26 protein-coding genes are annotated in these 25,645 nt (G+C 56.1%); 17 read left to right on the top strand and 9 right to left on the bottom strand.

The window, feature by feature from the left end; translation table 11 throughout:
* Nucleotides 1-43: 43 nt before the first annotated feature.
* The 4 genes from dksA to AACY09_RS00750 form a co-directional block, all read right to left on the bottom strand.
* On the bottom strand, nt 44-448 hold the full coding sequence (dksA, locus tag AACY09_RS00765; protein ID WP_339487041.1) for an RNA polymerase-binding protein DksA: 405 nt from the start codon (nt 446-448) through the stop codon (nt 44-46).
* A 189-nt stretch (nt 449-637) separates the two neighbouring features.
* Nucleotides 638-1,375 carry a glycerophosphodiester phosphodiesterase gene (locus tag AACY09_RS00760; protein WP_339485497.1) on the bottom strand — a complete coding sequence of 246 codons (738 nt, stop codon included), beginning with the start codon at nt 1,373-1,375 and terminating at the stop codon, nt 638-640.
* A gap of 77 nt (nt 1,376-1,452) precedes the next feature.
* Nucleotides 1,453-1,743 carry a phosphodiesterase gene (locus AACY09_RS00755; protein WP_445323780.1) on the bottom strand — a complete coding sequence of 97 codons (291 nt, stop codon included), beginning with the start codon at nt 1,741-1,743 and terminating at the stop codon, nt 1,453-1,455.
* A gap of 34 nt (nt 1,744-1,777) precedes the next feature.
* Nucleotides 1,778-2,377, bottom strand: coding sequence for a PilZ domain-containing protein (locus tag AACY09_RS00750; protein ID WP_339485495.1), 600 nt, complete (start codon nt 2,375-2,377; stop codon nt 1,778-1,780).
* A 96-nt stretch (nt 2,378-2,473) separates the two neighbouring features.
* Here AACY09_RS00750 and AACY09_RS00745 point away from each other — a divergent pair, with 96 nt between their 5' ends.
* Genes AACY09_RS00745 through AACY09_RS00735 form a run of 3 tightly spaced genes read left to right on the top strand, consistent with a single transcriptional unit; the run spans nt 2,474 to nt 5,674 of the window.
* Nucleotides 2,474-3,724, top strand: a complete 1,251-nt coding sequence (locus tag AACY09_RS00745) for a lipoprotein-releasing ABC transporter permease subunit (RefSeq protein ID WP_339485494.1) — start codon at nt 2,474-2,476, stop codon at nt 3,722-3,724.
* A 22-nt stretch (nt 3,725-3,746) separates the two neighbouring features.
* Nucleotides 3,747-4,430, top strand: a complete 684-nt coding sequence (gene lolD, locus AACY09_RS00740) for a lipoprotein-releasing ABC transporter ATP-binding protein LolD (RefSeq protein ID WP_339487040.1) — start codon at nt 3,747-3,749, stop codon at nt 4,428-4,430.
* Nucleotides 4,430-5,674, top strand: a complete 1,245-nt coding sequence (locus AACY09_RS00735; protein WP_339485493.1) for a lipoprotein-releasing ABC transporter permease subunit — start codon at nt 4,430-4,432, stop codon at nt 5,672-5,674. The genes lolD and AACY09_RS00735 overlap by 1 nt, the downstream gene beginning before the upstream one ends.
* Before the next feature lie 74 nt (nt 5,675-5,748).
* Here AACY09_RS00735 and AACY09_RS00730 read toward each other — a convergent pair whose 3' ends face one another.
* Nucleotides 5,749-6,279, bottom strand: a complete 531-nt coding sequence (locus AACY09_RS00730; RefSeq protein WP_339485492.1) for a DUF2062 domain-containing protein — start codon at nt 6,277-6,279, stop codon at nt 5,749-5,751.
* A 147-nt stretch (nt 6,280-6,426) separates the two neighbouring features.
* Here AACY09_RS00730 and AACY09_RS00725 point away from each other — a divergent pair, with 147 nt between their 5' ends.
* From AACY09_RS00725 to AACY09_RS00680, 10 genes are all read left to right on the top strand, one after another.
* On the top strand, nt 6,427-8,637 hold the full coding sequence (locus AACY09_RS00725) for a DNA internalization-related competence protein ComEC/Rec2 (RefSeq protein ID WP_339487039.1): 2,211 nt from the start codon (nt 6,427-6,429) through the stop codon (nt 8,635-8,637).
* A 72-nt stretch (nt 8,638-8,709) separates the two neighbouring features.
* Nucleotides 8,710-9,342 (top strand): MotA/TolQ/ExbB proton channel family protein, encoded by a 633-nt coding sequence (locus AACY09_RS00720; protein ID WP_339485491.1) that lies wholly within the window; start codon nt 8,710-8,712, stop codon nt 9,340-9,342.
* The gene (locus AACY09_RS00715) at nt 9,339-9,767 is read left to right on the top strand and encodes an ExbD/TolR family protein (protein WP_339485490.1); all 429 of its coding nucleotides are present in this window, start codon (nt 9,339-9,341) and stop codon (nt 9,765-9,767) included. The genes AACY09_RS00720 and AACY09_RS00715 overlap by 4 nt, the downstream gene beginning before the upstream one ends.
* A gap of 13 nt (nt 9,768-9,780) precedes the next feature.
* Nucleotides 9,781-10,782 carry a tetraacyldisaccharide 4'-kinase gene (gene lpxK / locus AACY09_RS00710; RefSeq protein ID WP_339485489.1) on the top strand — a complete coding sequence of 334 codons (1,002 nt, stop codon included), beginning with the start codon at nt 9,781-9,783 and terminating at the stop codon, nt 10,780-10,782.
* 40 nt (nt 10,783-10,822) lie between these two features.
* A complete protein-coding gene (locus AACY09_RS00705) occupies nt 10,823-11,008 on the top strand; it encodes a Trm112 family protein (RefSeq protein WP_339485488.1) in 186 nt (61 codons plus the stop codon).
* Complete coding sequence (gene kdsB, locus AACY09_RS00700; RefSeq protein ID WP_339485487.1) at nt 11,008-11,772, top strand: 3-deoxy-manno-octulosonate cytidylyltransferase; 765 nt, start codon at nt 11,008-11,010, stop codon at nt 11,770-11,772. Before AACY09_RS00705 ends, kdsB begins: the two co-directional genes overlap by 1 nt.
* Entirely contained in the window at nt 11,772-12,236 is a 465-nt protein-coding gene (locus tag AACY09_RS00695; protein WP_339485486.1) for a low molecular weight protein-tyrosine-phosphatase, read from the top strand. Before kdsB ends, AACY09_RS00695 begins: the two co-directional genes overlap by 1 nt.
* On the top strand, nt 12,233-13,252 hold the full coding sequence (gene murB, locus AACY09_RS00690) for a UDP-N-acetylmuramate dehydrogenase (RefSeq protein ID WP_339485485.1): 1,020 nt from the start codon (nt 12,233-12,235) through the stop codon (nt 13,250-13,252). Before AACY09_RS00695 ends, murB begins: the two co-directional genes overlap by 4 nt.
* A 402-nt stretch (nt 13,253-13,654) precedes the next feature.
* Complete coding sequence (locus AACY09_RS00685; RefSeq protein ID WP_339485484.1) at nt 13,655-15,268, top strand: 5-guanidino-2-oxopentanoate decarboxylase; 1,614 nt, start codon at nt 13,655-13,657, stop codon at nt 15,266-15,268.
* A 109-nt stretch (nt 15,269-15,377) separates the two neighbouring features.
* A complete protein-coding gene (locus AACY09_RS00680) occupies nt 15,378-16,394 on the top strand; it encodes a LacI family DNA-binding transcriptional regulator (RefSeq protein WP_339485482.1) in 1,017 nt (338 codons plus the stop codon).
* Nucleotides 16,395-16,424: 30 nt separating this feature from the next.
* Here AACY09_RS00680 and AACY09_RS00675 read toward each other — a convergent pair whose 3' ends face one another.
* From AACY09_RS00675 to AACY09_RS00660, 4 genes are all read right to left on the bottom strand, one after another.
* A complete protein-coding gene (locus AACY09_RS00675) occupies nt 16,425-17,054 on the bottom strand; it encodes a LutC/YkgG family protein (RefSeq protein ID WP_339485481.1) in 630 nt (209 codons plus the stop codon).
* Nucleotides 17,051-18,484 carry a lactate utilization protein B gene (locus AACY09_RS00670; RefSeq protein ID WP_339485480.1) on the bottom strand — a complete coding sequence of 478 codons (1,434 nt, stop codon included), beginning with the start codon at nt 18,482-18,484 and terminating at the stop codon, nt 17,051-17,053. Before AACY09_RS00670 ends, AACY09_RS00675 begins: the two co-directional genes overlap by 4 nt.
* A complete protein-coding gene (locus tag AACY09_RS00665; protein ID WP_339485479.1) occupies nt 18,484-19,260 on the bottom strand; it encodes a (Fe-S)-binding protein in 777 nt (258 codons plus the stop codon). Before AACY09_RS00665 ends, AACY09_RS00670 begins: the two co-directional genes overlap by 1 nt.
* A 141-nt stretch (nt 19,261-19,401) precedes the next feature.
* On the bottom strand, nt 19,402-20,301 hold the full coding sequence (locus tag AACY09_RS00660; protein WP_339485478.1) for a LysR substrate-binding domain-containing protein: 900 nt from the start codon (nt 20,299-20,301) through the stop codon (nt 19,402-19,404).
* Nucleotides 20,302-20,473: 172 nt separating this feature from the next.
* On the opposite strand from AACY09_RS00660, the gene AACY09_RS00655 reads away from it, so the two are divergent.
* From AACY09_RS00655 to AACY09_RS00640, 4 genes are all read left to right on the top strand, one after another.
* Nucleotides 20,474-21,217: a class II aldolase/adducin family protein gene (locus tag AACY09_RS00655; RefSeq protein WP_339485477.1), complete on the top strand. Its 744-nt coding sequence runs from the start codon at nt 20,474-20,476 to the stop codon at nt 21,215-21,217.
* A 95-nt stretch (nt 21,218-21,312) separates the two neighbouring features.
* The gene (locus AACY09_RS00650) at nt 21,313-22,701 is read left to right on the top strand and encodes a YjiH family protein (protein WP_339485476.1); all 1,389 of its coding nucleotides are present in this window, start codon (nt 21,313-21,315) and stop codon (nt 22,699-22,701) included.
* A 131-nt stretch (nt 22,702-22,832) separates the two neighbouring features.
* Nucleotides 22,833-24,569 (top strand): amidohydrolase, encoded by a 1,737-nt coding sequence (locus tag AACY09_RS00645; RefSeq protein WP_339485475.1) that lies wholly within the window; start codon nt 22,833-22,835, stop codon nt 24,567-24,569.
* Nucleotides 24,570-24,621: 52 nt separating this feature from the next.
* Nucleotides 24,622-25,587 (top strand): CobW family GTP-binding protein, encoded by a 966-nt coding sequence (locus tag AACY09_RS00640; protein ID WP_339485473.1) that lies wholly within the window; start codon nt 24,622-24,624, stop codon nt 25,585-25,587.
* Nucleotides 25,588-25,645: the final 58 nt, after the last annotated feature.

The raw sequence follows: 25,645 nt of genomic DNA, 5'->3' as shown, positions 1-25,645 counted from the left end.
AATTGATTTTGATCTGCAGAGCACTTCAGGCGAAGCTGGCCGGTCAGGCTTCTCGCAGGTGTTTTTCTTTCAGCTCCTGACGCTCTTTAGCCTCAATACTGAGCGAGGCGGTTGGGCGAAAAAGCAGGCGCTTGAGGCCTATGGGTTCTCCCGTTTCACGGCACCAGCCATATTCGTCTCGCGCAAGACGTTCGAGCGCTTGATCGATCTTGCTCAGCAGTTTTTTCTCTCGTTCAAGCAAACGTAACTGCCACTGACGTTGCTCTTCGGCGCTCCCTGCGTCCATTGGGTCACTGTTGGGCTCTTGTTCGCGAAGCAGCTGTATTTCTTCCTCGATACGCCCTTGCAGCTCAATGCGTTGCCCTATCAGCAGGCTTTTGAAGAATGCCTGCTGAGCGCCATTCATATAGGCGTCGGTCGGTTGTTCGAGCAATTCTTTTTCGGTCAAGCAAGAACTTGCGGTGCTGGCGATGCTCATCAATTCTCCGCGGGGTGAGGGGTCAATAAATGTTAATTGTTAAGTTATAACATATCTTTTGAAAAGACATGCAATAACTCCATATTGGCGCACTTATAGAGAGCGATGGCGGGCGAGAGGGCGGGGCGTGCCTGCTCGGTCTGCGAGCAGGCCAGTACCTTAGCGCGTTGTCGGGTTCAGATCTTTGAGGCTCTTGACGGCGATACCGGGGAAGTCGGTGATGATGCTGTCGACGCCGAAGTCCGCCAGCCGCCGCATCAATGCGGGTTCGTTAACTGTCCAGACAGACACATGCAAACCCGCTTTTTGCGCCTTGATCAGTCGTTCCGGGGTGCAAAGCGTCCAGTTTAATGCCAGGTACTCACAGCCATAATGTTGGGCAACCTTGATAGGGTCGAGCCAAGAGTATTCTGCTACCAGCCCACGTGACAGGTGTGGAGCGAGACGTTGAAGGGCGCTGAGCACTTCCCGCGAACTGGATGTGACTGTGACTTTATCGCTAATGCCAAATTGATCGGCAAGTCTGGCGATGGCTTCAACGGTGCGCGCGGCACGAACTTTCGAGGCGCTTTTGACTTCGAGTTGCCAGTGTTCGAAGGCGCACTTCTCAAACAGCTCGCGGAGCCGGGGAATCGGGCAGGCCTTGACCCAGCCAGGACCGCCTTTGCGGGCGTCATAGCTGACGAGATCTTCAGCGTCGTGCTCAACCACCTTGCCGCGACGGCCTGTGGTGCGTTTGAGCGTTGGGTCATGAATGACCATCAGCTCGCCATCGCGAGACAGGTGCAGATCAAGCTCACAGCGGTTTACGCCATGCTCCAAGCACTGCTGAAAGCCAGTCAGGGTGTTTTCAGGGGCTTCGCCTTTCGCGCCACGGTGTCCATAGATCAGCGTCACAGTTGCTCCTTGGGTTTAACGGTCAGCGATGCACTATTGATAAAGCCAGTTACGTCGTCGGTCAAGCTGGCAGAGCGCTACTGCGCAGGATGCACTGGCAGGTGGCGTACGCTATCGACCACATGGTCATACTCGAAATAAACACTGAACTCGCGGTAGTCCCAGCGCGTGATTGGCGGTTGGCCGACAGGCTTGTGCTCTTCGTCGGCTAGCCCATAGCGATTTAGCACCGCGCTGCGTGACTCGCCACGCTTGGGCAAGGGTTGTGCTTGGTTAGCGTCGCCTTGATGGCCAATCGGGATGGTCAAAGTTTCAGCAAAGCTGCTAAGCGGCAGCATCAGGCTAAGCGCTAATAGGGTAGATAACAGGCGCGGCATAGGCACAATATCCCAGTGAATTAAGTCAGTTAGGGTTCTGCTCTGGTTGTTCCTCTGGCTGTTCAAGGGCTTGGCGGCGCTCGAAAGCCTGACGCTGGAGGATATGCCGAGCGAGTAATTGGCGCTGTGCGTCAGTCAAGGCTTCGAACTCAGTCCCTATTTCGAATTGGCCGTCGTCAGAGGCCAGGCAGTGAATAGTTTTGGCACGTAAAAGTAGGCCCAATGCTTGCGGCATAAGCACTAATTTAATTGCAAGGTGTGTCCCGACCTCAACCGCTTCCGGGCTATTGAAACTGACGCCGCCTTCGGAAATTGTGACCTGCTTAGGCGGCCCGATATCACCGAGCAGGCTCTGGGCTACGGTCTGCCCGAGCATGTCGATACGCTTGTTCATCACCTTTAAATAGCTGGCCAGAGTGCGGTCGCGCTCGCTGATGTGGCGCAGCAGATGCTGCGATTCGAAATCGAGAATATGCAGCTCGCTAAGCAGATTAAACAGCGGCGAGTTGTCATGCAGGGCATCGGTGGATTGCGCCTCGGTGTCGGATAGGCGGCTAAATTCCAGTGCTAAGGTATCTTCGATACGATAGTATTCACGGCGATCTTGATCATCTTGAGTCGACATGGCGAACCCATGGTAGCAGTGGTTGTCTGAGTGTAAGGCTGCTGCCCCAACCTCGCCACATGGACGTTTCTCTTTTCTTCGAACAAGCCCTCAAAAATGTTCAAACCCCTGTTCGTATTTATCGGCACGCGATACACCCGCGCCAAGCGTCGCAATCATTTCGTTTCGTTTATTTCCCTGACTTCCATGATCGGGCTGGCACTGGGTGTGCTGGTGATGATCGTGGTGCTCTCCGTCATGAACGGTTTCGATCACGAAATGCGCTCGCGTGTGCTCGGCATGGTGCCGCACGCCACAATCGAAAGCCCGACACCCATTGATAATTGGCGCAACCTGGCTGACAAAGCCTCGAAAAACCCGCAGGTGTTGGCGGTTGCCCCGTTCAGCCAGATGCAAGGTCTGCTGACCCACGATGGCAAGGTGCAGAAAGTGCTGATAAACGCCATCGACCCGAAAGAGGAGACCAAGGTTTCGATCATTGGCAACTTCTTTAAGGCCGGAAGCTTGCAAGCGCTGCAACCGGGTGAGTTCGGCATCGTTATTGGTGATAACGCCGCGAAAAAGCTCGGTGTTGGCATTGGCCAGAAAATTACCTTTGTTTCGCCTGAGATGACGGTGACCCCAGCTGGCATGTTTCCGCGGCTCAAGCGCTTTACCGTGGTCGGTATCTTTCACGTCGGTGCGGGTGAGATTGATGGTTATGTTGCCATGACCCATATCGACGATCTGGCGCGCTTGCAGCGCTGGAAAGTAGGGCAGGTTCAAGGTATTCGTCTGAAGTTTGCCGACTTGTTCCAAGCACCACGTACGGCTTGGCAGATTTCGCAAAGCCTCGGTCAGGGTGAGTACTACGCCCGCGATTGGACTCGCACCCACGGCAATCTTTATCAAGCTATTCGCATGGAAAAAGCCATGATCGGCTTGTTATTACTGCTGATTGTCGCGGTCGCCGCATTCAATATCATCTCGACCCTGGTGATGGTGGTGAATGATAAAAAAGGTGATATCGCGATTCTGCGCACCCTGGGTGCGACGCCGGGGCAGATCATGCGTATTTTTATGGTGCAAGGCACAGTGATTGGGGTATTTGGCACCGCAATAGGCGCCATACTGGGGATCTTTGCTGCACTTAATGTCAGTGCGGCGATTGCCGGCCTGGAACATTTGCTCGGCATTAAGTTTCTGAATGCCGACGTCTATTTCATCGACTATTTACCCTCGCAGCTATTACCCGCCGATGTTGTGCAGGTCTGCGCGGCTGCGTTGGTCTTGAGTTTCCTCGCCACTTTGTACCCAGCTTGGCGTGCTGCGCGCACCCAACCTGCAGAGGCGTTGCGCTATGAGTAATCAGATTAAAGGTGAGCACGTGATGCAGGATCAGGCTGTTCTAAGTTGCCGTAACCTCAGCAAATCCTATGATGAAGGCCCACAGTCGGTACTGGTGCTGGATGACTTGCAGCTTGAGTTGTTTCCCGGTGAACGTGTGGCGATCATCGGCAGTTCAGGCTCAGGTAAAAGTACCTTGCTCAATATGCTCGGTGGGCTGGATACGCCAAGCACCGGCAGCGTTTGGCTGGCAGGTGAAGAATTGTCTGCACTGAATGAAAAGCAGCGCGGCTTGTTGCGCAATCGCTCGCTGGGCTTCGTCTATCAGTTTCACCATTTGTTGCCCGAGTTCACCGCGCTGGAGAACGTGTGCATGCCACTGCTGATTGGCCGTACCTCGATCAGTGAGTCACGCAAGCGCGCGACAACCTTGCTTGAGCGCGTTGGTCTGGGCCATCGACTGTCGCATAAGCCGTCGGAGTTGTCCGGTGGTGAGCGCCAGCGTGTGGCAATCGCCCGTGCGCTGGTCAATCGGCCGGGGCTGGTGCTGCTTGATGAGCCAACCGGTAACCTCGATCATCACACTGCAGAAGGCATTCAAGAGTTGATGCGCGAACTCAGCAGTTCTTCGCAGACAGCATTTTTGGTGGTAACCCATGACCTGGAGCTGGCTCAGCAGATGGACCGTATCCTGCGTCTTGAGGACGGCAAATTGGTGGCTAACTGATGTTTCGCCCGCTGAGTATCTTTATCGGTGCCCGCTACACGCGGGCCAAACGCCGCAATCATTTTATTTCGTTTATCTCACTGACCTCGATGATTGGCTTGGCACTTGGCGTGCTGGCCATGATCGTGGTTTTGTCTGTGATGAACGGCTTTCAGCGTGAAATGAGTTCGCGGATTCTGGGCATGGTCCCTCACGCCAGCATTTCGGCAGTCACACCGCTGGATGATTGGAAAGCTGTGGCGAGCGCGGCGCAGAAAAATCCTGAAGTGGTGGCTGCGGTGCCATTCGCGGAGCTGGAGGGTATGTTGTCGTTTCGCGGCGCCATGCAGCCGATTCAACTGCAAGGCGTTGATCCTGAGTTGGAGCCTAACGTATCGATCATCGGCGATCACATGGTTAAAGGGCAGCTGGCTGACCTGAAACCCGGTGAGTACGGCGTGGTGATCGGTGAGATTACGGCGCGGCGTTTTCGTCTCAACCTCGGTGACAAACTGGCACTGATTGTCCCTGAAATCAGCACTGTACCCGGTGGTATTACGCCACGCATGAAGCGCTTGAATGTGGTCGGTATCTTTAAAGTAGGCGCTGAGCTTGATAGCTCGCTGGCGCTGATTAACGTTGCCGATGCGGCTGACATTCAGCGCTACAAGCCGGGGCAAGTGCAGAGTGTGCGCTTGAAGGTTAAAGACTTGTATGCCGCACCTAAGGTATCGGCAGAGGTTGCCGCCAGCTTGGGCGCCGAGTATCGCGCCAATGACTGGACGCAAACCCAGGGCAGTCTGTTTAGCGCCATGAAGATGGAGAAGACCATGATTGGTCTGTTGCTCCTGCTGATTGTCGCGGTTGCTGCATTTAACATCATCGCGACATTGATCATGGTGGTGGCTGATAAAGGCGCCGATATCGCTATTTTGCGCACCATCGGCGCAACACCACGGCAAATCATGGGCATCTTCATTGTTCAGGGCACCGTGATTGGCACTGTAGGGACCTTGATCGGTTGTGCGCTGGGCATCGTTGCCGCCTTGAATGTCAGCCAGTTGGTTGGATGGATCGAACGCGTCAGCGGCCAGCACGTGTTCAGTTCCGATGTGTACTTCATCAGCAACCTGCCTTCTGAATTGCAACTTACCGATGTACTGCTTATTTGCGCGGCTGCATTTGGCCTGAGCTTTCTGGCGACCTTGTATCCGTCGTGGCGTGCGTCGCGGATTCAGCCAGCGGAGGCCCTGCGTTACGAGTAGCCGCAACGCGGGTCCTAACGCGAATCAGTCATTCGCGGCCAATAAAAAGCCACTCATTTGAGTGGCTTTTTGCATCAGCTGGATTTGTTATTGCGGCGGCGCTCTTGGCGTTTGCGCCATGCGTGTTTGACCCACCAATGCCAATACGCATTGGTGGCAACATAACCGATAACAGCGAGAATTATGCCAAGGGTGAAGGACCCCAGAAACAGTGGCTGCCAGTGGCTTTGCAACACTTGGCCGACCCACGCGAGTGTGACGTGTTCAGGAATGTGCAGGGTAGGGGTGTCGGTCAACCAGGCGCCGAATTTGTAGCTGCAATAAAACACCGGCGGCATGGTCAGAGGGTTGGTCAGCCAGACCAAGCCAACCGATATCGGCATATTGGCGCGAGCCGGAATGGCTGTCAGCGCAGCTGCCAGCATCTGCATGGGCATTGGGATCATGGCCCAGAAAAGGCCAATTGCCATTGCCCGTGAAACCGAGTGGCGGTTGAGGTGCCAGAGGTTCGGGTCGTGCATCAGCGTTCCCAGAAAACGCAGGGATTTGTTGCCCTTGATTCGATCTGGGTTAGGCATGTAGCGCTTGAATAAACGACGCGGCATGAAGGTTCTCTGGCAGGCTTAAGCGGCAATATTATGCACACATTCATTGCAAACTGCCGCCTCGGATTATGAGACTGTCTGTTACACGACCGGTTAAGCCGGGTTTCATGGATGAAATCCAAAGGGCAGGCAATGATGCTCGCACCGATGATAACGCTGATTGCGGGTCTACTCACGTTAAGGTTTTTACCGCAGTTACCTTGCACATGGTTTTTGGCCGTTTGTTTATTGGTTGCATGGCTGCTGGTGCTGCGTCGGCGATTGCTGCCAGCGCTGTTTTTGCTCGGGTTTGTTTGGGCCTGCGTCAGTGCTCAGTGGGCGCTGGATGACCGGTTGAGGCCTGCGCTCGATGGCCGCACCCTGTGGTTGCAGGGCCAAATTGTTGGTTTGCCTGAGCAAGACGGCAAGGTCGTGCGATTCGAGTTGGCCAATGCTGTTTCACGCCGGGCGACGCTGCCCACGCTTCTGCGGTTATCCTGGTATGGCGGCCCCCCGCTTGTTGCAGGGGAAACCTGGCGCATGGCGGTTCGCCTGAAAAGACCCCATGCGTTGGTGAACCCGCAATCCTTCGATTATGAAGTCTGGCTTCTGACCCAAGGGATTGGCGGCACTGGCAGCATCAAGGCCGGTGAACGCATTAGTGCCGAAGGCGGCGTAAGGACCTGGCGCCAAAGCATTCGCCAGCGCATCCTGGCAGTGCCTGCTTACGGTCGAGAAGGGGCTTTAGCGGCCTTGGTTCTGGGCGATAGTTCAGGCATGAGCCGCGCTGACTGGCTCACTTTGCAGCACACGGGCACTGTTCATCTTATGGTGATTTCTGGTCAGCACATTGGGCTGCTGGCCACGTTGCTCTATGGCTTGGTCGCAGGCTTGGCACGGTTTGGCTACTGGCCAAAGACGTTGCCTTGGCTGCCCAGTGCCTGCTTGCTGGGTTTTGCTGGCGCCCTGATCTATGGCGCGCTGGCTGGCTTCGAGGTGCCGGTGCAGCGCGCCTGTGTGATGGTCGGCCTGGTACTGCTTTGGCGCTGGCGCTTTCGCCAGCTTGGACTGTTAATGCCACTAGTGATGGCAATGCTGTTGATTCTGTTGTGGCAGCCCCTGGCAAGTTTGCAGTCCGGTTTTTGGCTGTCGTTTGGCGCTGCCGGGTTGCTGATGCTGGTGTTCAGCGGGCGCCTCGGTCGTTTGAGTGGGTGGCGTTCTCTGGGGCGAGCGCAATGGGCGATGGCGTTGGGGCTATTGCCCCTGTTGCTGGGCTTGGGATTGCCGGTCAGCATCAGCGGGCCCCTGGTCAACTTGGTCGCCGTACCGCTGGTGGGGTTGCTGATTGTACCATTGGCGCTGCTGGGCACCCTGTTGTTACCGCTGCCATGGCTGGGAACAGCACTGCTCGGGTTGGCCGGCGGCTTGCTTGAGTTGTTGTTCCGAGCGCTGGAATTTGTCGCGCTGTGGTTGCCCGCATGGCTGCCGGCGGGCTTAGCACTTTGGGCCTGGATGCTGGTGGCCATTGCCCTGTTGCTGCTGATACTGCCTAGGGGCATACCGGGGCGCAGTTTGGCGTGGTTGTTGGTATTGCCGTTGCTGTTTACTAAACCCTCGCGTCCCAATGAGGGACACGCTTTGGTGGTGATGTTTGATGTCGGGCAGGGCTCATCTGTATTGGTGCAAACCCATGGGTATGCATTGCTTTATGATGCAGGGGCTCGTTCTCCGGGGTTCGATATGGGTGAACGAGTGGTTTTGCCCTCATTGCGAACGCTGGGACTTAACCATCTGGACATGCTGCTGATCAGCCATTCCGATAATGATCACAGCGGCGGCGCGCTAGCGATTTCTCAAGGCATGTCGATTGGCCAGGTGATGAGCGGCCAACCGGCTGAGCTACCTGTAGCACTGGCCGCGCACGCTTGCCAATCCTCGACTTGGCAATGGGATGAAGTGCGTTTTACCACATGGCAATGGCACGCCGCCAAGCACTCGAACCCCTTGTCCTGTGTCCTGATGGTCGAGGCAGCAGGCGAACGGCTGCTGTTAACCGGGGATATCGATGCGGCAGCGGAGCAGGCCTTGGTGGACAGTGGCATGGACGTGCGCGCTCAGTGGTTGTTGGCACCTCATCACGGGAGTGCCAGTTCTTCTTCGCCGCTATTTATCGACGCAGTCGCGCCGGATTCGGTCTTGATAGGCCGGGGTAAGCATAATTCGTACGGGCATCCCCACCCGGCAGTAGTGCGGCGTTACCAGCAAAGCGGCGCCACGCTCTACGACTCGGTTGAGTATGGCGCAGTGCTGATTAAGCTGGGTTCTTACGACTCTGCGCAAGGAATGCGAAAAATACCGCGCTTTTGGCGAGAAAAATGAGAACAGCTACGGTCGGCGCGCTCACAGCCCTATGCTAGAGTGACGCCAATTTTGTTGAGGGGATACGCCACCGTGTGGGAATTGGTTAAAGCTGGCGGCTGGATCATGCTGCCGATCATCATGTGTTCTATCGTCGCCGCAGCTATTGTTGCTGAGCGCTTATGGACGTTGCGGCCAAGCCGCGTCACCCCGCCCAATCTGTTAAGTCAGGTCTGGCAATGGATCAAAGACAAAAAGCTCAACAATCAAAAACTCAAAGAGCTGCGCGCAAGCTCGCCGCTTGGCGAAGTTTTGGCGGCGGGTTTGGCCAACTCCAAGCATGGTCGCGAGATCATGAAAGAGTGCATTGAAGAAGCAGCTGCCCGAGTCGTGCACGACATGGAGCGTTACCTCAATGCACTTGGCACCATCGCCGGTATTGCGCCACTGCTCGGCTTGCTCGGCACCGTGCTGGGCATGATCGAAATCTTCAGCTCCTTTATGGGCGCGGGAATGGCCAATGCTCCTGTTCTGGCGGGCGGTATTGCCAAAGCCCTGATTACCACTGCAGCGGGTTTGATCGTGGCAATTCCTGCGTTGTTCTTCCACCGTTACCTGCAGCGCCGGGTCGACGAGTTGGTGGTCGGCATGGAGCAGGAGGCAATCAAGCTGGTCGAGGTGGTACAAGGCGACCGCGAAGTTGATCTGGGTGGAGACAAGGCGTGAAGTTCCGGCGTAAAGCGCGGGAGAACGTCGATATCAATCTAGCGCCGCTGATTGATGTGGTGTTTATCCTGCTGTTGTTTTTCGTGGTGACGACGACGTTTACCCGCGAAACCCAGATGAAGGTGGACCTGCCTGAAGCCGTCACTGGCGCGCCTCTGGAGGACTCTCAGACCAAGCCGTTGGAAATTTTGATAGCCGCCGACGGCAGTTTTTCAATCAACGGTAAAGCGTTGCTGAAGAGTGACCTGGCAAGCTTGCTCACCGCGCTGGAAAGAGAAGCGGCAGGCAACTTCACTCAACCGCTGGTCATCAGTGCCGATGGTAAAACCCCGCATCAGTCGGTGATCACGGCGATGGACGCAGCTGGCAAGCTGGGGTTTGCCCACTTGCGCATGACCACGGTCGAGGCGCAACCAGCGCCTTGATGGAGATTGCTTGATGGCACTGTCTGATCGGCTGGTCGACGCTTGGTATAACGGCCACCCCGCGCTACGTTTGCTGGCGCCGCTGGAGGCCTTGTACCGGCGGGTTGTGCAGGGCAAACGTCAGCGTTTTGTTGCAGGCGAGGGCGATATCTACCGTGCGCCGGTACCCGTTATTGTGGTGGGCAACATCACGGTCGGTGGCACCGGCAAAACCCCGATGATTCTATGGCTGATCGAGCAGTGCCAACAACGCGGTCTCAAGGTGGGAGTGGTCAGCCGAGGTTACGGCGCTAAACCGCCTTCATTGCCTTGGCGGGTGACAACTGAGCAAAGTGCTGCCGTAGCCGGCGATGAGCCGCTCTTGATTGTCCAGCGTAGCGGCGCACCTCTGGTGATTGATCCTGACCGCAGTCGCGCGGTCCGGGCCTTGCTTGAGGCTGAACCGCTTGACCTGATCCTCAGTGACGACGGCTTGCAGCATTACCGGCTGGCCCGTGATCTGGAACTGGTGCTGGTGGATGCCGCACGTGGCTTCGGCAATCAGCGTTGCTTGCCGGCGGGGCCGTTGCGTGAGCCCATGGAACGCCTGCAGAGCGTTGATGCGTTGCTGTATAACGGCGCCACAAGTGACCCGGAAAAGGCTTACGCCTTTACCTTGCAACCGACGCAACTGATCAATTTGCGCAGCGGGGAATCTTGCCCACTTGATCATTTCTCGCCCGGTCAAGCAGTGCATGCCGTTGCTGGCATCGGCAATCCGCAGCGTTTCTTCAACACGCTTGAGGCGCTACACTGGCAGGTAAATCCGCATGCTTTTGCCGATCACGCGTCCTATAGCCGCGAGTTGCTGAATTTCAGCCCGGACTTGCCGCTGGTCATGACCGAAAAAGATGCGGTGAAGTGCCGTGCTTTTGCGGCTGATAATTGGTGGTATCTCGCCGTCGATGCGCAGCCCTCAGCGGCATTCGCTGATTGGTTTGATGCCCAATTGAAGGCTTTATTGCCGGCTCGCTAGCTTTATACTGGCGCCCGCCGTTTTACCTCAAGGATCACCCATGGACCCGAAGTTACTCGATATATTGGCCTGCCCGTTGTGCAAAGGCCCGTTGAAGCTGGTGAGCGACAAGACCGAACTGGTCTGCAAGGCAGACGCCCTGGCGTTTCCCGTGCGTGACGGCATCCCGGTGATGCTCGAAAGCGAAGCGCGGACCCTCAACGTTGACGAGCGTCTGGACAAGTAATGAGCCAAGCATTCTGCGTTGTTATCCCGGCGCGCTACGCCTCGACCCGCCTGCCGGGCAAGCCCTTGCAGGATATCGCCGGCAAGCCGATGGTCCAGCACGTTTGGGAGCAAGCCTGCAAAAGCAATGCTCAGCAAGTGGTTGTCGCCACCGATGACGCGCGCATTGTCGAGGCCTGCAAGGCCTTTGGTGCGCAAGTGGTGCTCACCCGCGTCGATCACAACTCGGGGACTGACCGCTTGGCCGAAGTGGCGACCGCATTAGGCCTTGAGCCCGACGCTATCGTGGTCAATGTGCAGGGCGATGAGCCGATGGTCCCGCCTTCGATTATCAATCAAGTGGCGGCTAATCTGGCGGCCAATCCGCAAGCGGCGATCGCCACGCTGGCTGAGCCGATTGAAGACGTTGCCGCGTTGTTCAATCCCAATGTGGTCAAGGTTGCTACCGATGTGACGGGGTTGGCGCTGACCTTCAGTCGCGCGCCGTTGCCGTGGGCCCGTGATGATTTCGCGCAGAGCCGTGACACGCTGCCGGCTGATGTGCCTTATCGCCGCCATATTGGCATTTACGCCTACCGCGCGCAGTTCCTCCACGATTTTGTTGCGTGGGGCCCGTGCTGGCTGGAAAACACCGAATGCCTGGAGCAGCTCCGCGCGCTCTGGTATGGCGTGCGCATTCATGTGGCTGATGCACTTGAAGCGCCGCCTGCGGGGGTTGATACCCAGGAAGACCTCGATCGCGTACGGCAGTTGCTGCGCCAGTAATGCGGATTTTATTCGTCTGTCTGGGCAATATCTGTCGCTCGCCAACGGCTGAAGCGGTGTTTCGCAGCAAGCTGGAGCAAGCGGGACTGACAGAGCAGGTGCAGGTCGATTCGGCTGGCACCGGCGACTGGCATGTCGGCAAGCCTGCTGATACCCGCGCCGGTCACGCGGCGCAATTGCGCGGCTACGATATGTCCGCCTTGCGCGGTCGACAGGTTGAAGCGGCTGATTTTCAGCGTTTCGATCTGGTATTGGCCATGGATAACAGCAATTTAAGCAATCTCGATCGCCTGCGCCCGAGCAATGGTGTCGCCGATCTGGATTTGTTTTTGCGCCGCTTCCAGCTTGAGGTTGATGAGGTGCCAGACCCTTATTACGGCGGTGATCAAGGATTCGAAGATGTGCTTGATCTGATCGAGCGAGCCAGCGATGCCTTGCTTATTGAAGTTAAAGGACGGTTATGAGTTTGCAGGTGGAGCACGGTGTTTCGCTCAAAGCCTATAACAGCTTTGGCATTGATGTGAGTGCGGCGCAGTTTGCTCAAGCCCATACCGATGATGAGGTGTGCGCGGCGATTGCCCATGCCAAGGCGCAGCAGTTGCCGCTGATGTTGCTCGGTGGCGGCAGCAACTTACTGCTTACGGCTGATGTGCAAGCCTTGGTGCTGCGCATGAGCGGTCGGGGTATTCGCATTCTCAGTGATACCCTTGAGCGTGTTGTGGTCGAGGCTGAAGCCGGTGAGCCTTGGCACCCGTTTGTGCAATGGACCCTGGCCGAAGGCTTGGCGGGCCTGGAAAACCTGAGCTTGATTCCAGGCACGGTTGGCGCCGCACCGATGCAAAATATTGGTGCCTACGGCGTCGAGATCAAAGACCTTTTCGTGGGCCTGACTGCCCTCGACCGGCAAACCGGCGAAGTGGCTGAGTTCAGCCTCGAAGACTGCCAGTTTGGATACCGCGACAGCATTTTTAAGCGCCAAGCCGGGCGCTGGGTCATCCTGCGTGTGCGCTTTGCGTTAAGCCGCGCTGCCCATCTGAATCTGGCTTATGGGCCGGTCAAGCAGCGCTTGAGCGAGCAGGGCATTGATACGCCAACGGCGCTGGATGTCAGTCGTGCCATTTGTGCCATTCGCAGCGAGAAGCTGCCGGACCCGGCAGTACTGGGCAATGCCGGTAGCTTCTTCAAGAATCCGCTGGTGCCTGCCGATTTGGTCGAACATTTGCGCAAGCAGCAACCCGATCTGGTGGCCTATCCTCAGGCCTGCGGCCAGTCCAAGGTGGCGGCAGGTTGGTTGATTGAGCGAGCAGGCTGGAAGGGCTTTCGTCAGGGTGATGCCGGGGTACATAAGCTGCAGGCGCTGGTGTTGGTCAATTACGGTAATGCCACCGGCACACAATTACTTGACCTTGCCCAGCGCATTCAGGCGGATATCAAGCAGCGTTTCGCAATAGCGCTTGAGATCGAACCCAACGTTGTGTAACTGATTCTAGCGTGGTCGATGCTCTGTTCGGCCACCATTTGCAGCCACAATCATCCAATATATTTGCAAATCCCACGGTGGCCAAGCTTCGCGTTGACACACCCTACAATTCGGCCTCTGCGTAGGTCCCGTAAGGTGGTTGACGCTTTTTCAGCCACCATTGCGATCTCTAATATCCGTGGTTTTTCGCGCCGGCCACGGTGGCCAAGCTTCGCGTTGCCAAACCCTTGATACGTTGAATCCATTTTTCAACTCGTTGCTAGCCATCCGCAATCGCTAAGTTTAATTCGGCTTATGGGTGAATTGGCTGTATGAAAAGCTAAATTCAAACTACCTATGTTAACGATAACATTATGCTGTTAGAGTGGCCGCTCATTGTTATTTTGCATTGGAGTACTGCCCGTGTTGACGTGTGGAGAGTTGTTGGTTGAGATGTTGGAAGACTGCGGTGTGGATACTGTTTTTGGTATTCCCGGCGTGCATACCGTCGAGTTGTATCGCGGCCTGCCGTCGACCAAGATCAACCACATTACGCCTCGACATGAGCAGGGCGCCGGCTTTATGGCCGATGGCTATGCGCGGGTCAGTGGCAAGCCGGGCGTGTGCTTTATCATCACCGGCCCGGGGATGACCAATATCACCACGGCAATGGGCCAGGCTTACGCCGATTCGATCCCGATGCTGGTGATTTCCAGTGTTAATAACACCGAGCAACTGGCCATGGGTGGCGGACGCCTGCATGAGCTGCCGTCGCAAAGCAATCTGGTGGCCGGGGTTGCCGCATTTAGCCACACCCTGATGCGTCCGGATGAACTGCCGGAAGTGCTCTCCCGTGCCTTTGCGGTCTTCAGCAGTGCCCGTCCACGGCCGGTGCATATTGAGATCCCGATCAACGTGATTACGGCCTCTGCCGATCATGTCAAACGCAAGTTAGGCGCCTTACCAAGCCGTCCGGCACCCTGCCCAGATGCGATCGCACGCGCGGTGCAGATGCTCAAGTCTGCCAAGCGGCCGTTGGTCTTACTTGGCGGCGGTACTGCAAATGCCAGCGTTGAAGCGGTGCGTCTGGTTGAGGCGCTGGATGCGCCAACGGCTTATACGATCAATGCCAAAGGTGTTTTGCCCAAGGGCCACCCCTTGGCGCTGGGCTCGAACCAGTCGCTGGTGCCGGTGCGTGAGTTGGTGCTGCAATCGGATGTGGTGTTGGCGATCGGCACTGAATTGGGCGAAACCGATTATGACGCGGTGTTTGATGGCAATTTCCGCATCGACAGCCAGTTGATCCGGATCGACATCGACGCCGAGCAGCTAAACCGCAATTACCCGGCTGATATCGCCATTCTCAGTGATTCGCGTATGGCCATGCAGGCATTGTCGAGTGGGTTGGGCGAGGGTGCAGGTTTTAGTGCGGATAGCCCTGGCAGCACGCTGGCCGCAGAGGTGCGGGGTCAGCTCGAAGCCTTGATTCCCGATGCCTGGATTGCACAGAAGCGGGTGTTGGATGTTTTGCAGGAAACACTGCCAGATATGGTCTTTGTCGGTGATTCGACGCAGATTGTCTATTCCGGTAATCACCTGTTTGAGGCCAATGCGCCACGCACCTGGTTCAACTCATCAACCGGCTATGGCACCTTGGGCTACGGCCTGCCTGCTGCTATTGGTGCTAAGTTGGCCGCGCCGCACAGGCCAGTGGTGTCATTGATCGGCGATGGCGGCATCCAGTTCACGTTGCCTGAACTGGCCTCGGCGGTTGAGGCCAATGCGCCGGTTATTGTCTTGCTGTGGAATAACAGCGGTTACGGTGAGATCAAGCGTTACATGCAAAACCGTAATATCCCGACCATTGGCGTCGATATCTACACTCCGGATTTCCTTGCACTGGCCAAGGGCTTTGGCTGCAACGCTGAACGGGCTGAGAGTTTTGCCCAATTGCGCGAGCTGCTATTGAGCGCAGCGCAGGCCGATCGGCCCACGGTGATTGAGATCCAGGAAAACGCGGCATTTGTGTCTGCCTGAGCCATGTGGCGACGGACCAGGACCCGTTTGCCATTAGTGATAGTGGCAAACGGTCTCGCCATGGATAATAGCCGCGCCTGCATCAGGCAGGTGCCATGAGGCAGTGAGCGTGACCAAGAATAAACCGACCGTTCAGGATGTCGCACGATTAGCCGGTGTTTCCGGTATGACCGTGTCACGGGCGCTGAGTAAGCCCGATCTGGTTTCGCAAGCCACGCGCGAACGCATTGATCTGGCGGTGCGTGAATTGGGTTATGTACCCAATCTGGCCGCCAGTGCGCTGGTAACGCGGCGCAGTGGCGTGGTTGGTGCGCTGATTACTACGATCACCAACCCGATTCTGGCGACCACCATCGAAATCCTCCAGCAAGGCTTGAGTCAGGCTGGGCTGCACATGTTGATTGGTGAAACGCGCTTTTCACCGGAAGAAGAAACCAAAATGCTTCGCGCTTTTCTTGGGCGACAGCTGGATGGTTTGATTTTGGCCTATGGGTATCACACGCCGGAAACCTACGAGCTGTTAGCGGCGGCGCGGATTCCGGTTGTCGAGTTGTGGGACCTGCCTGAAGGCGATAATCCGCGGCAACCAGTGGGGCAAGTGGTGGGTTTTTCTAATTGGGCCGCGGGTGCGGCAGCGGGTCGTCATTTGGTCGAATGTGGCTATCAGCGCCCTGCGTTCTTTGGCTTTGATGACGCCCGCGAGAATCTGCGCTGGTTGGGCTTCCGTCACGCCGTCATGCAGGGGCTGGCGATCGAGCCGCTACGGATCAAAACCTCGGCGATCCCGCATATTGATGATGGCGTCGATGTGATTGAGCGCTATGCAGCCGGAGAACTTGAGTTTGATGGGGCATTTTTCACCAACGACATGCCCGCCATAGGCGCGTTGTTCAGTTGTCAGCGTAAAGCGATTGATGTGCCCGGTGAACTGGGCATTTGTGGCTTCGGTGATTTGCCGATCGCCCGTGTCGCCACCCCCACACTGACTAGCGTACGGGTGCCAGCAGAGTTAGTCGCCAATGCGACGGTTGAGTTACTGACGCAAATGATCAAAGACCGAAGCCCAGCGGTGGGGCAGGTTGATGTGGGGTGCGAGCTGATTGCCCGTGAATCAACCAATCGCTAGCGACTGCGTGCGGCGATTGCAGGCTAAAAGCTATGCGACGAGCAATACATGCACCGCCCGTGGTCCGTGCGCGCCATACAGTAACTGACCACCAATATCGGCAGTGCTGGAGGGGCCGGTAATTAGCTGTATAGCCTGCGGGATGCGCTGATCTGTGTCGTTAAGCAGCGGCCAGAGCTGATCCAGATGGCTGAGCAGGCGTGTGCTGTGCAGCACCACCAAATGATGTTCGGGCAGAAAACTCAACCCGGCAGGGTTCTGTGCATTCGCCAGCATCACCAGGCTCCCGGTCGCGGCAATACCGGCGAACGCCTGAGCAACACCGATCTGGTGATGCCCCTGAGCCGTGCCACTGTCTATCTGTTGGCCAGCCTGGCTCCAAGGTAGCTGAGCCAAGGCTGGTGCGACTGCTAGGGCACCCTCCAACCGGTGGTCTAGGTAATACGCGCAGACAGCAGCTGGCACCTGGGAAATATCCGTCAGAAATTGCAGGGTCACACCGGTAATCTTCAGGCGCTCCAGGAAGCGCTGTTGCGGAGCTGCACTGACTTCGCTGAGTGCTATACGTTTTTTGAAGGGGTGCGCCTCAATCGCTGACTGAGGCTCGCGGCCGAGTGACTTACGAACATTGTCCAGGATAGCTTGGCGTGACGTACTCATTGTGTACCTTTGCTTGTTTGCGCTTGACGCTGCTTCCAGAGCTGCTGAAACGTTCGGCCTTGCGGTGCAGGCATGTCACGCTGCTGTGTCCATCCACCTGCAAGCGGCAAGCGCTTGATGTGGCCGTGTTTTTTACCGGCCAAAGCCATAATACGTGCCGCTACACCAGTGGCGAGGCGATAGAGTCTTGGCCGGCTTGTTAATGCTGCCCAGACACCGATACCCCAACGTGTCGTGGTCGCCGTCAGGTGCTTTTGCCATTGTTGATTGCGCAATACACGCATCATGTCGGGCAGGGGGATCTGCATGGGGCAAACCTCTGCGCAGCGGCCATTGAGCGTGCAGGCATTTGGCAGGTCGACCGTCTGCTCCAGACTCGTGAGTTGTGGCGTCCAGATTGAACCCATGGGTCCTGGATAAATCCATCCATAAGCATGGCCACCGACCCAGTTGTACACCGGGCAGTTGTCCATACAGGCGGCGCAGCGTATGCAACGCAGCATGGGTCGAAACTCACCTGCCAGCATTTCGCTGCGCCCGTTGTCGAGCAGTATGACGTAGCATTGCTCTGCGCCATCGAGCTCATCGGCCGTTTTCGGGCCGCCGTAAACAGTGGTGTAACTGGTGAGCGGCTGGCCGGTGGCACTCAGGGCGAGTAGCTGCAAATGGACCCCGGCATCTGCACAGCTTGGCAGCACTTTTTCAATGCTGGCGAGGACGATGCGCACTTTCGGCAAGATGCTTGTGAGGTCACCGTTGCCTTCATTCGTGACCAGTACGTGACTGCCATCTTCGGCGATCAAGAAGTTCGCGCCGGTAATGCCTACATCTGCTTCAAGGAAGCGCTTACGCAAAAGACGCCTGGCTTCTGCCAGCAAGTCGGCAGGCTCACTGAGAAAACCTTCCCGCCCCAGATCTTGATGATGCTCATGGAACAGCGTCTGTACCTGCTCCAGCGTCTTGTGAATGGCAGGCCCATTGATGTGGCTCGGTGGCTCATCTGCCAGTTGCAGTATGTATTCGCCCAAATCGGTCTCGTAACGCTCAATGCCCGCGCGGGCGAGGGCATCGTTGATGCCCATTTCCTCACCGATCATGGTTTTACCCTTGATCACGCTGCGTGCTTGAGCTTGATTACAGATGTCCAGCACGATCTGTTGCGCTTGTTCAGGCGTTTGCGCCCAGTGGACCTGTGTACCTTGCCGGGTTGCAGCGGCTTCATATTGCTCAAGGTAATGATCGAGGTGGGCCAGTGTGTGGTCTTTGATTGCTCTAGCTTGATCGCGTAAAACTTGAAAATTGATGGTCGAGTTAACCTGCTCACGAACATGGGCGGCAAAGTTACGATTCTCGGCCATCGCCGCTTGTAGATTTGGGTCCTGCAATGCCGCGCGAGCTGCATTTTTGAAGTTGGCGGAGGCAAGTTGCATCAGTGACGCTCTCCTTCACCAATAGCCGGGATATGGGTCATGCCGGCCAGAACTTCAGCCACGTGGAAGACCCGCACTGGGTTGTTTAAGCGAGTGAGTCGACCACTGATATTCAACAGGCAGCCGAGGTCGCCGCCGACAAGGGTATCGGCACCACTTGCGACAATATTGCTGACTTTCTGACTGGCCATGCGCGCGGACACTTCGGGGTATTTGACGCAAAATGTTCCACCAAAACCGCAGCAGGTCTCGGCTTCAGGCATCTCCACCAACGTCAGACCTTGCACCTGTCCAAGTTGTGTCCGGGGTTGCTGCTTGATGCCCAGGTCGCGCAAGCCGGAACAGCTGTCGTGATAGGTCACTGTGCCTTGATAGTGGGCTTGATTCTCGGTAACCCCCAGCACGTCACTGATAAAGCTAATCAGCTCGAAACTACGATCAGCCAACTGCTGTGCACGTTTCAGCCACTGTGGATCATCGCGGAAGAGTTGCGGGTAATGCACTTTGACTTGACTCATGCACGACCCGGAAGGGCCCACCACATAATCAAATGCTGCAAACGCCTCAATAACCTGGCGAGCCATTGCGCGGGCCGCATCAATGTTGCCGCTGTTGAAGGCGGGCTGCCCGCAACAGGTTTGTAAGCTCGGTACCTGCACCTCACAGCCAGCTTGTTCGAGCAACTGAACGCTGGCAAAGCCAATGCTCGGGCGATACAGATCAACCAGGCAAGTGTGCAGAAGCCCAACAAGAGGCTTGGATTTTGGCATTTGCATAATGGCCATTCGGCTGCGAGTGGGGAGGCCGTGAGTCTATGTTATCGATAACATTTCTGTCAATTAATGGCCTGACCAGGCTTTTTGCGGTTTCGAATGCGGGGCTAAGCCGTTCTATTCTGTGCGATATGGGATTGGGCGCTACGCTTGTTCACGCCATTGCAGCAACCATTGGGCGAAGTGATCGACCTTGGGCTCGCGATTCAATTTGGGCACGACCACATAGTATTCGCCGCAGTTGAGCGGGGTCTTGCACGCGATTTTGAGGCGTCCTGCATCGACTTCCGGAGTGACGAACAGGCGGGGCAGGACAGTTGCACCCAGGCCATGGAGTGCGCCATCAAGGACAAACTGAAAGTGCTCCAGGCGTTGCCCTGGGAGCATGTCTATTTCTTTTGGGCTGAGGCCCGCGTCGTCCAGCCAAAGTTGGGTCGATGACCTGAACTGTGGCGAATGAGCGGCGTGGTGCAGCAGGGGATAGCGCAGAATGTCACGGCGTTCGATGATTTCGCCATAGCGTTCCAGCAGTTCCGGTGTGCAGACTGCAACCATTTCACCGTGCATCAAAAATTGCGAGTCAAACTCCGGCCAGTGACCGTCGCCGTAGAGAATGCCAACGTCATACCCTTCATGGCCGTCATACAGACGGCGCAGGTCATTCATGATTTCCAGATCTATTTCCGGGTGCAGGCTTGCATAGTCGCGCAATTTCGGCAGCAACCAGCGTGTGGTGAAGGAGGGCTCAGCGCCGACCCGAAGGTGCCCGGCATGGCTGCTTCTAACCTGGTGGGTTGCGGCTTCGATTTGGTCCAGTAGCAGGCTGATTTCCTGTACGTACTGACGGCCATTGTCGGTCAGTTGCAGGCGCTGCTTGACCCGTTCGACCAATGAGCAACCCAGCATATCTTCCAGATTTTTGATCTGCCGGCTGACCGCGCTTTGGGTCAGGTTCAGCTCTTCTGCCGCTTTGGTTACGCTCATGTGACGAGCGAAGGCGGCGAAGCAACTCAGTGAGATCATGCTGGGAAGTTGTCTGCGCATGTGACTTCATGACGTTTTGGAATGATTTGCTCAAGAATAAGTCGATATTCCTCATGGTTCAAGCCACCTACTCTCGGCTCATGACAATAAGAGCAGTGGCGTGAACAGCCTGACTCAGCTAAAGCGTGGGTCGCAGTCTGCGCGGTTGCTCTAAATAGCCTGAGGAACCCTGATGCATAATAATTCAACCACAGAGCAGTCCCTGCGTACCGACTTGGCCGCTGCTTACCGGCTGCTGCAACTCAATGGTTGGAGCGATCAGGTATTCACCCACATCTCTGCGCGCATGGCCACGGCCGAACCGGCGTTCTTGATTAATCAGTACGGCCTGTTGCCTGAGGAAATCACAGCGTCCAACCTGGTCGGCATTGATGTCAACGGCAAGAAGCTCGATGCCAGCAGCCCGGACGTCAATCCAGCTGGGTTCACGGTACACAGCGCCATCCATATGCAGCGCCACGATGCTGTTTGCGTGATGCACACTCACACCCTTGCAGGCATGGGTGTGGCGGCGCTTGAAGAAGGCTTACTGCCGCTTAATCAGACCAACATGGCCTTCTATAATCGCGTGGCTTATTACGATTACGAAGGTATTCCGCTTGATCTGGAAGTGCGTGAGCGAATTGTTGGTGCTCTGGGCAACAAGAACTGCGCAATTATGCGTAACCACGGTTTGCTTACCGTCGGGCGCAGTGTCGCTGAAGCCTACTTCTTTATGTTTTACCTGAACAAAGCCTGCGAAATCCAACTTGAAGCCATGAAAACTGGACGGCCGTTGACTATCCCTTCGCCTGAAGATTGCGAAATGACCGCACGCCAATTTGAGCATCCGGCCTACCACCAGGAGAGTGTCGATTTGGTCTGGCAGGCAGAACTGCGCCGGCTTGATCGCATCGACCGTTCATTCCGCGGCTGAAATTCCCGGTTAAAGCGCACAGCTGGCTGCGCGCTTTAACGCCAACGACTGCGTGCCGTCAGAGCAGTACTACAACTACAAAAAAAGGTGAGAACATGCTGGAGTCATCCGAGACACAACCTGCATCAAGTCATAATGGATCGCCCTTGGGACCCTACACCACCAAGCAACTTTTACGCTTCATTATTCCGACGCTGATTGGAATATTGCTCTTCCTGACACCTGTGAGTGTTGATGGCCGTATCACGGTGATGATCGCCTTTATCATTGACTATGTTAATGATGTGCTTAAACCGACGTTGGTACCGGCCACAGTTGCCGTAGCAACCATTCCTAGTTTGATTACCCTGTTGGTGCGTTTTAGCCCGCTGAAAAACAACCCTAACCGTTTCATTCAGTTGTTCAATCCGAGCTTGGCCTGGACTGCTGTTCGGGTGATTGGCGCTGTGTTGATGCTGATGGTGTTTTTCCAGGTGGGGCCGGAGTGGGTCTGGAGCCGGGATACCGGTGGGGTCATGCTCTATGATGTTGGGCCGGTGGTGCTTGCGATTTATCTGCTGTCGGCCATCTTGCTGCCGTTGCTCACCGACTTTGGCCTGATGGAGTTTATCGGCACGCTGGTGAGTCGGGTTTTTGAGAAACTGTTTGGTTTACCTGGGCGTGCGGCAGTTGACTGCGCAGCATCCTGGTTGTCTGCCTCCAGCGTTGGCATCATGCTCACCACCCAGCAATACCGTGGCGGTTTTTATACCAGCCGTGAAGCGTGCGTGATCTCGACCAACTTCTCGATCGTATCCATTGCTTACTCCTACCTGTTGGTCAAACTGATCGGTATGGAGCACGTGTTTATTCAGTGGTACTTATCGGTCGCAGTAACTGGGGTTATTTGCGCGCTGATCGTACCTAAACTGCCGCCATTGCGTGGCAAGCTCAATAGCTACAACCCAAGTGTTGGCAAGCAATTGGCAACTGATAACGGCGAGGGGCAGGGATTGTTTGCGCTGGGTCTGAGCCGGGCAATCAAGCGAGCTGATAAAGCCGATGGCCCCGCTGAGCTGGTCAAGAAAGGGGTGCATATTAGCGCCGACATTGCGATTTCGGTGTACCCCGCAATGATGTTGATCGGGTGTGTGGGGCTGGCGTTGATCAAGTACACCAGCGTGTTCCACATCCTGTCGTTGCCGTTGGTGCCGTATCTGGAGTTACTGCAGATTCCGCAAGCCGCTGAGGCGGCGCCGGCGCTTTTGGCCGGTATTGTCGACAGCATCATGCCGTCGATCCTGGCGTCCGGCATCGAGAGTGAAATCACTCGCTTCGTGCTGGTCGGCGTTGCAGTCACCCAGATCATTTTCTTCACTGAAGCAGCCATTATTCTGGTGCGCGCTAACTTTGGTTTGCGCTTGCGTGACCTGTTTGTGATTTACCTGCTGCGGGTTTTGATCTCGCTGCCGGTACTGTCACTTATGGCCCATTTGGTGCTGTAGCGCACCGCTGTTTTTAGCGCACCAACGGTCTGTCCCGCCCGCTGGAGCGCCTTTTTGATATTTGACAATAATCTGCCTGCTTCGATTTGGCTCGACTGAGCCGCGGAGCATATTGCTTCGAGGTTTATTCGATGGCCAAGTCCGATAATTTTCTTTCCTCCAATATTCCGGGCGCAATCGGCGCCGCTGAGCTGGTGCTGATTAACGGTCGGATCTACACCGTTGATGACCAGCAAAGCTGGGCTGAAGCGGTAGCGGTCAAGCACGGCCGTTTTGTTGCGGTGGGCGATTACCACGCAGTTGAGCCATTTATTGGTGAGCAGACACGGGTGCTGGACCTTAAAGGCCGTTTTGTCATGCCGGGTTTGTATGACATGCACACCCACCCGGACCTGGCGCTGGCGCCGGGCTATTCCGGTGATCTGGCGATTGGTTTGGATGACCCGACGCCTGAGCAGGTTAAACAGTCGGTGCTTGATTATGCCGCTGCCAATCCGGGTGATGGCTGGGTCTACGGCCAATACTTTGTGCGCTACACATTCAAGCAAGCAGGCTTGGTAGCGGACCGTGAGTGGCTTGATAGTTTTATGCCGGATCGCCCGGTGGCAATTCTGGATCGCTCCTGGGGTTGCATGATGGTCAACTCCAAGGCACTGGAGCTGGCGGGAATTGATGCCGAGACCATGGATCCACGCCACGGTTATATCGAGCGTGACAGCATCACCGGCGTGCCGACCGGGGTGCTGGTTGATGGCGCCTATGCACTGATTCACGCCGCCATGCCGCCGACCCCGCAACATGCGCTCAAACGAGCCTACCGCGAAGGCGTGCAGTTCCAGAGTGGCCATGGCGTGGTCGGCACTAAATACGTGCATGTGTGTGAGCATCGACTTAATGCGCTGAAGTCGATCGATCAGGCCGGCGAACTGACGGTACGGGTTGAGGCTGCAATCAGTTGGCAAGATGACATCTTTCCGGTCAAGCGCCGCTGGGAACTGTTGGCCGGTGAGCGGCATTTCTATCGCAGCGCTCGCCTTAATGCCAACGCGGTGAAATTTCACTTTGATGGTACCCACGAATCACGTTCGTCCTACCTTTCCAGCGCTTGGCCAGGTGAAAGCAGCTGGCGCGGCCACCTTAACCTGACCCCTGAGCATATCAGCGACATGGTGGTGGATATGGACCGCAAGGGCGTGCGCGTCATTGCCCACTGTACCGGTGACGGTGCGTCGGACTTGTTCCTCGATGCAGTGGCTGAAGCGCGCCGTCGTAACGGCGATAGTGGCGTGCGTCATCAGTGTGCACACAGCACTACCTTGCTGGATGCCAACTTGCCGCGCTTTGCCGAGTTGCAGGTGACGGCTGAATTCTCTCCGGTTGGCTGGTTCCCGTCTTCCTTTGCCAATGCCCGGGCGGTGTTTGGTGAGGACCGTATGCAGCGTGCCTACAATTTCAAAGGTGTGCTGGAAGCGGGCGGGGTGGCGGTGATGGGCACCGACTGGCCTGTATCGAGCATCAATCCCTGGATTGGCTTCGAAGCGATGATCACCCGGGAAAATCCATTTGGTGATGTAGAAGGCTGCTTCTATGGCAACCCAATCACCTTGGAACAAGCCATGCGCGTGATGACCATCAATGGCGCCTGGTGCATGGGTATTGATGACAAGGCGGGCTCGATTGAGGTGGGCAAGTCGGCCGATTTGATCGTCCTCGACCGCGATCTGTTCGCCCAGAGTCCAAAGGGCAATATCCACAATACCCAGGTACAGCTGACCCTACTCGAAGGGGAAGTGATGTGGGACCGTTTAGGCGAGTTTGACGACACCGACCATGCTGCTATCTGGCAGGGCGAGTTACCCGATTTTTGATCGATATGAGCAGGGCGGGTGTTCTACTCAACAGTTTTGAGGCTTGCGGATTATGAACAGAAGACAAAGTATCCCGGTGACTATTGTTTCCGGCTTTTTGGGCGCGGGTAAGACCACGCTGCTTAACCGCATCCTTAACAGTGACCACGGCCTGCGTATGGCGGTCATGGTCAATGATTTCGGTGCGATCAATATCGACAGCCAGCTTATCGTCAGCCAGACCCAGACCACGGTAAGCCTCACCAATGGCTGCATCTGCTGCACCGTTGAAAGTGACTTGATTGAGCAGTTAAGTCGTTTGCTCAGCAGCCGGGAAAGTCGCCCCGAATATATAGTGATTGAAGCCAGTGGGGTTTCCAATCCGCAGAAAATCGCCAATACCCTCAGGTATCCGCAGTTCCGCGACGCATTGACTATCGACAGCATTGTGACCGTGGTCGACGCGGCGCAGTTTGATGGGCTCAAGGGTGAGATGGCGCAGTTGGCGATGGATCAACTGGATGCAGCCGATATTATTGTGCTGAACAAGATTGATCAGGTCGCTGAAGAGCAGGTAGCGGCGTTGCGCGCGCGCTGGCTCTATCCCAAGGTGCGCCTGTTGCAGGCCAACCACTGTGATGTGCCGCTGGAGTTGGTATTGGGAGTAGGGCGGATAAGTGTTGCAAGCAAGCTTAAGCCAGTGACCTCAGCCAGTGTTTTGGGTGCTGTAACTGAACCTGATCATGGCAATGTCTTTGCGACCTGGAGTTGGCAGTCTGATCAACCCCTTTCACTCAATGCCCTGCGAAATGCTCTTGCAGCGTTGCCTGCGAACATCTACCGGGCCAAGGGTATCTGTAATATCGCTGAAGCGCCTAAGCAGCGAAGTGTGCTGCACTTAGTCGGAAGCCGCAGCGAAATCAAATTGGCAGAAGACTGGCGCGATACCCAGCCTTACAGCCAAGTGATTGTGATTGGCACACGCGACGCGATCAACCCGCAAGACCTGCAAGCCGCATTTGATAAGTGTATTGCCTGACCCGTGGGGTGGATGGCGCTTTTTCATCCACCATTGCGGTTTCGAATATTTACGTGTT

This window comes from Pseudomonas sp. EL_65y_Pfl2_R95, from assembly GCF_963971045.1.
Taxonomy (GTDB): domain Bacteria; phylum Pseudomonadota; class Gammaproteobacteria; order Pseudomonadales; family Pseudomonadaceae; genus Aquipseudomonas.
The sequence above is the reverse complement of the archived record's forward strand: the minus strand, read 5'-3'. Positions and strand labels throughout refer to the sequence as shown.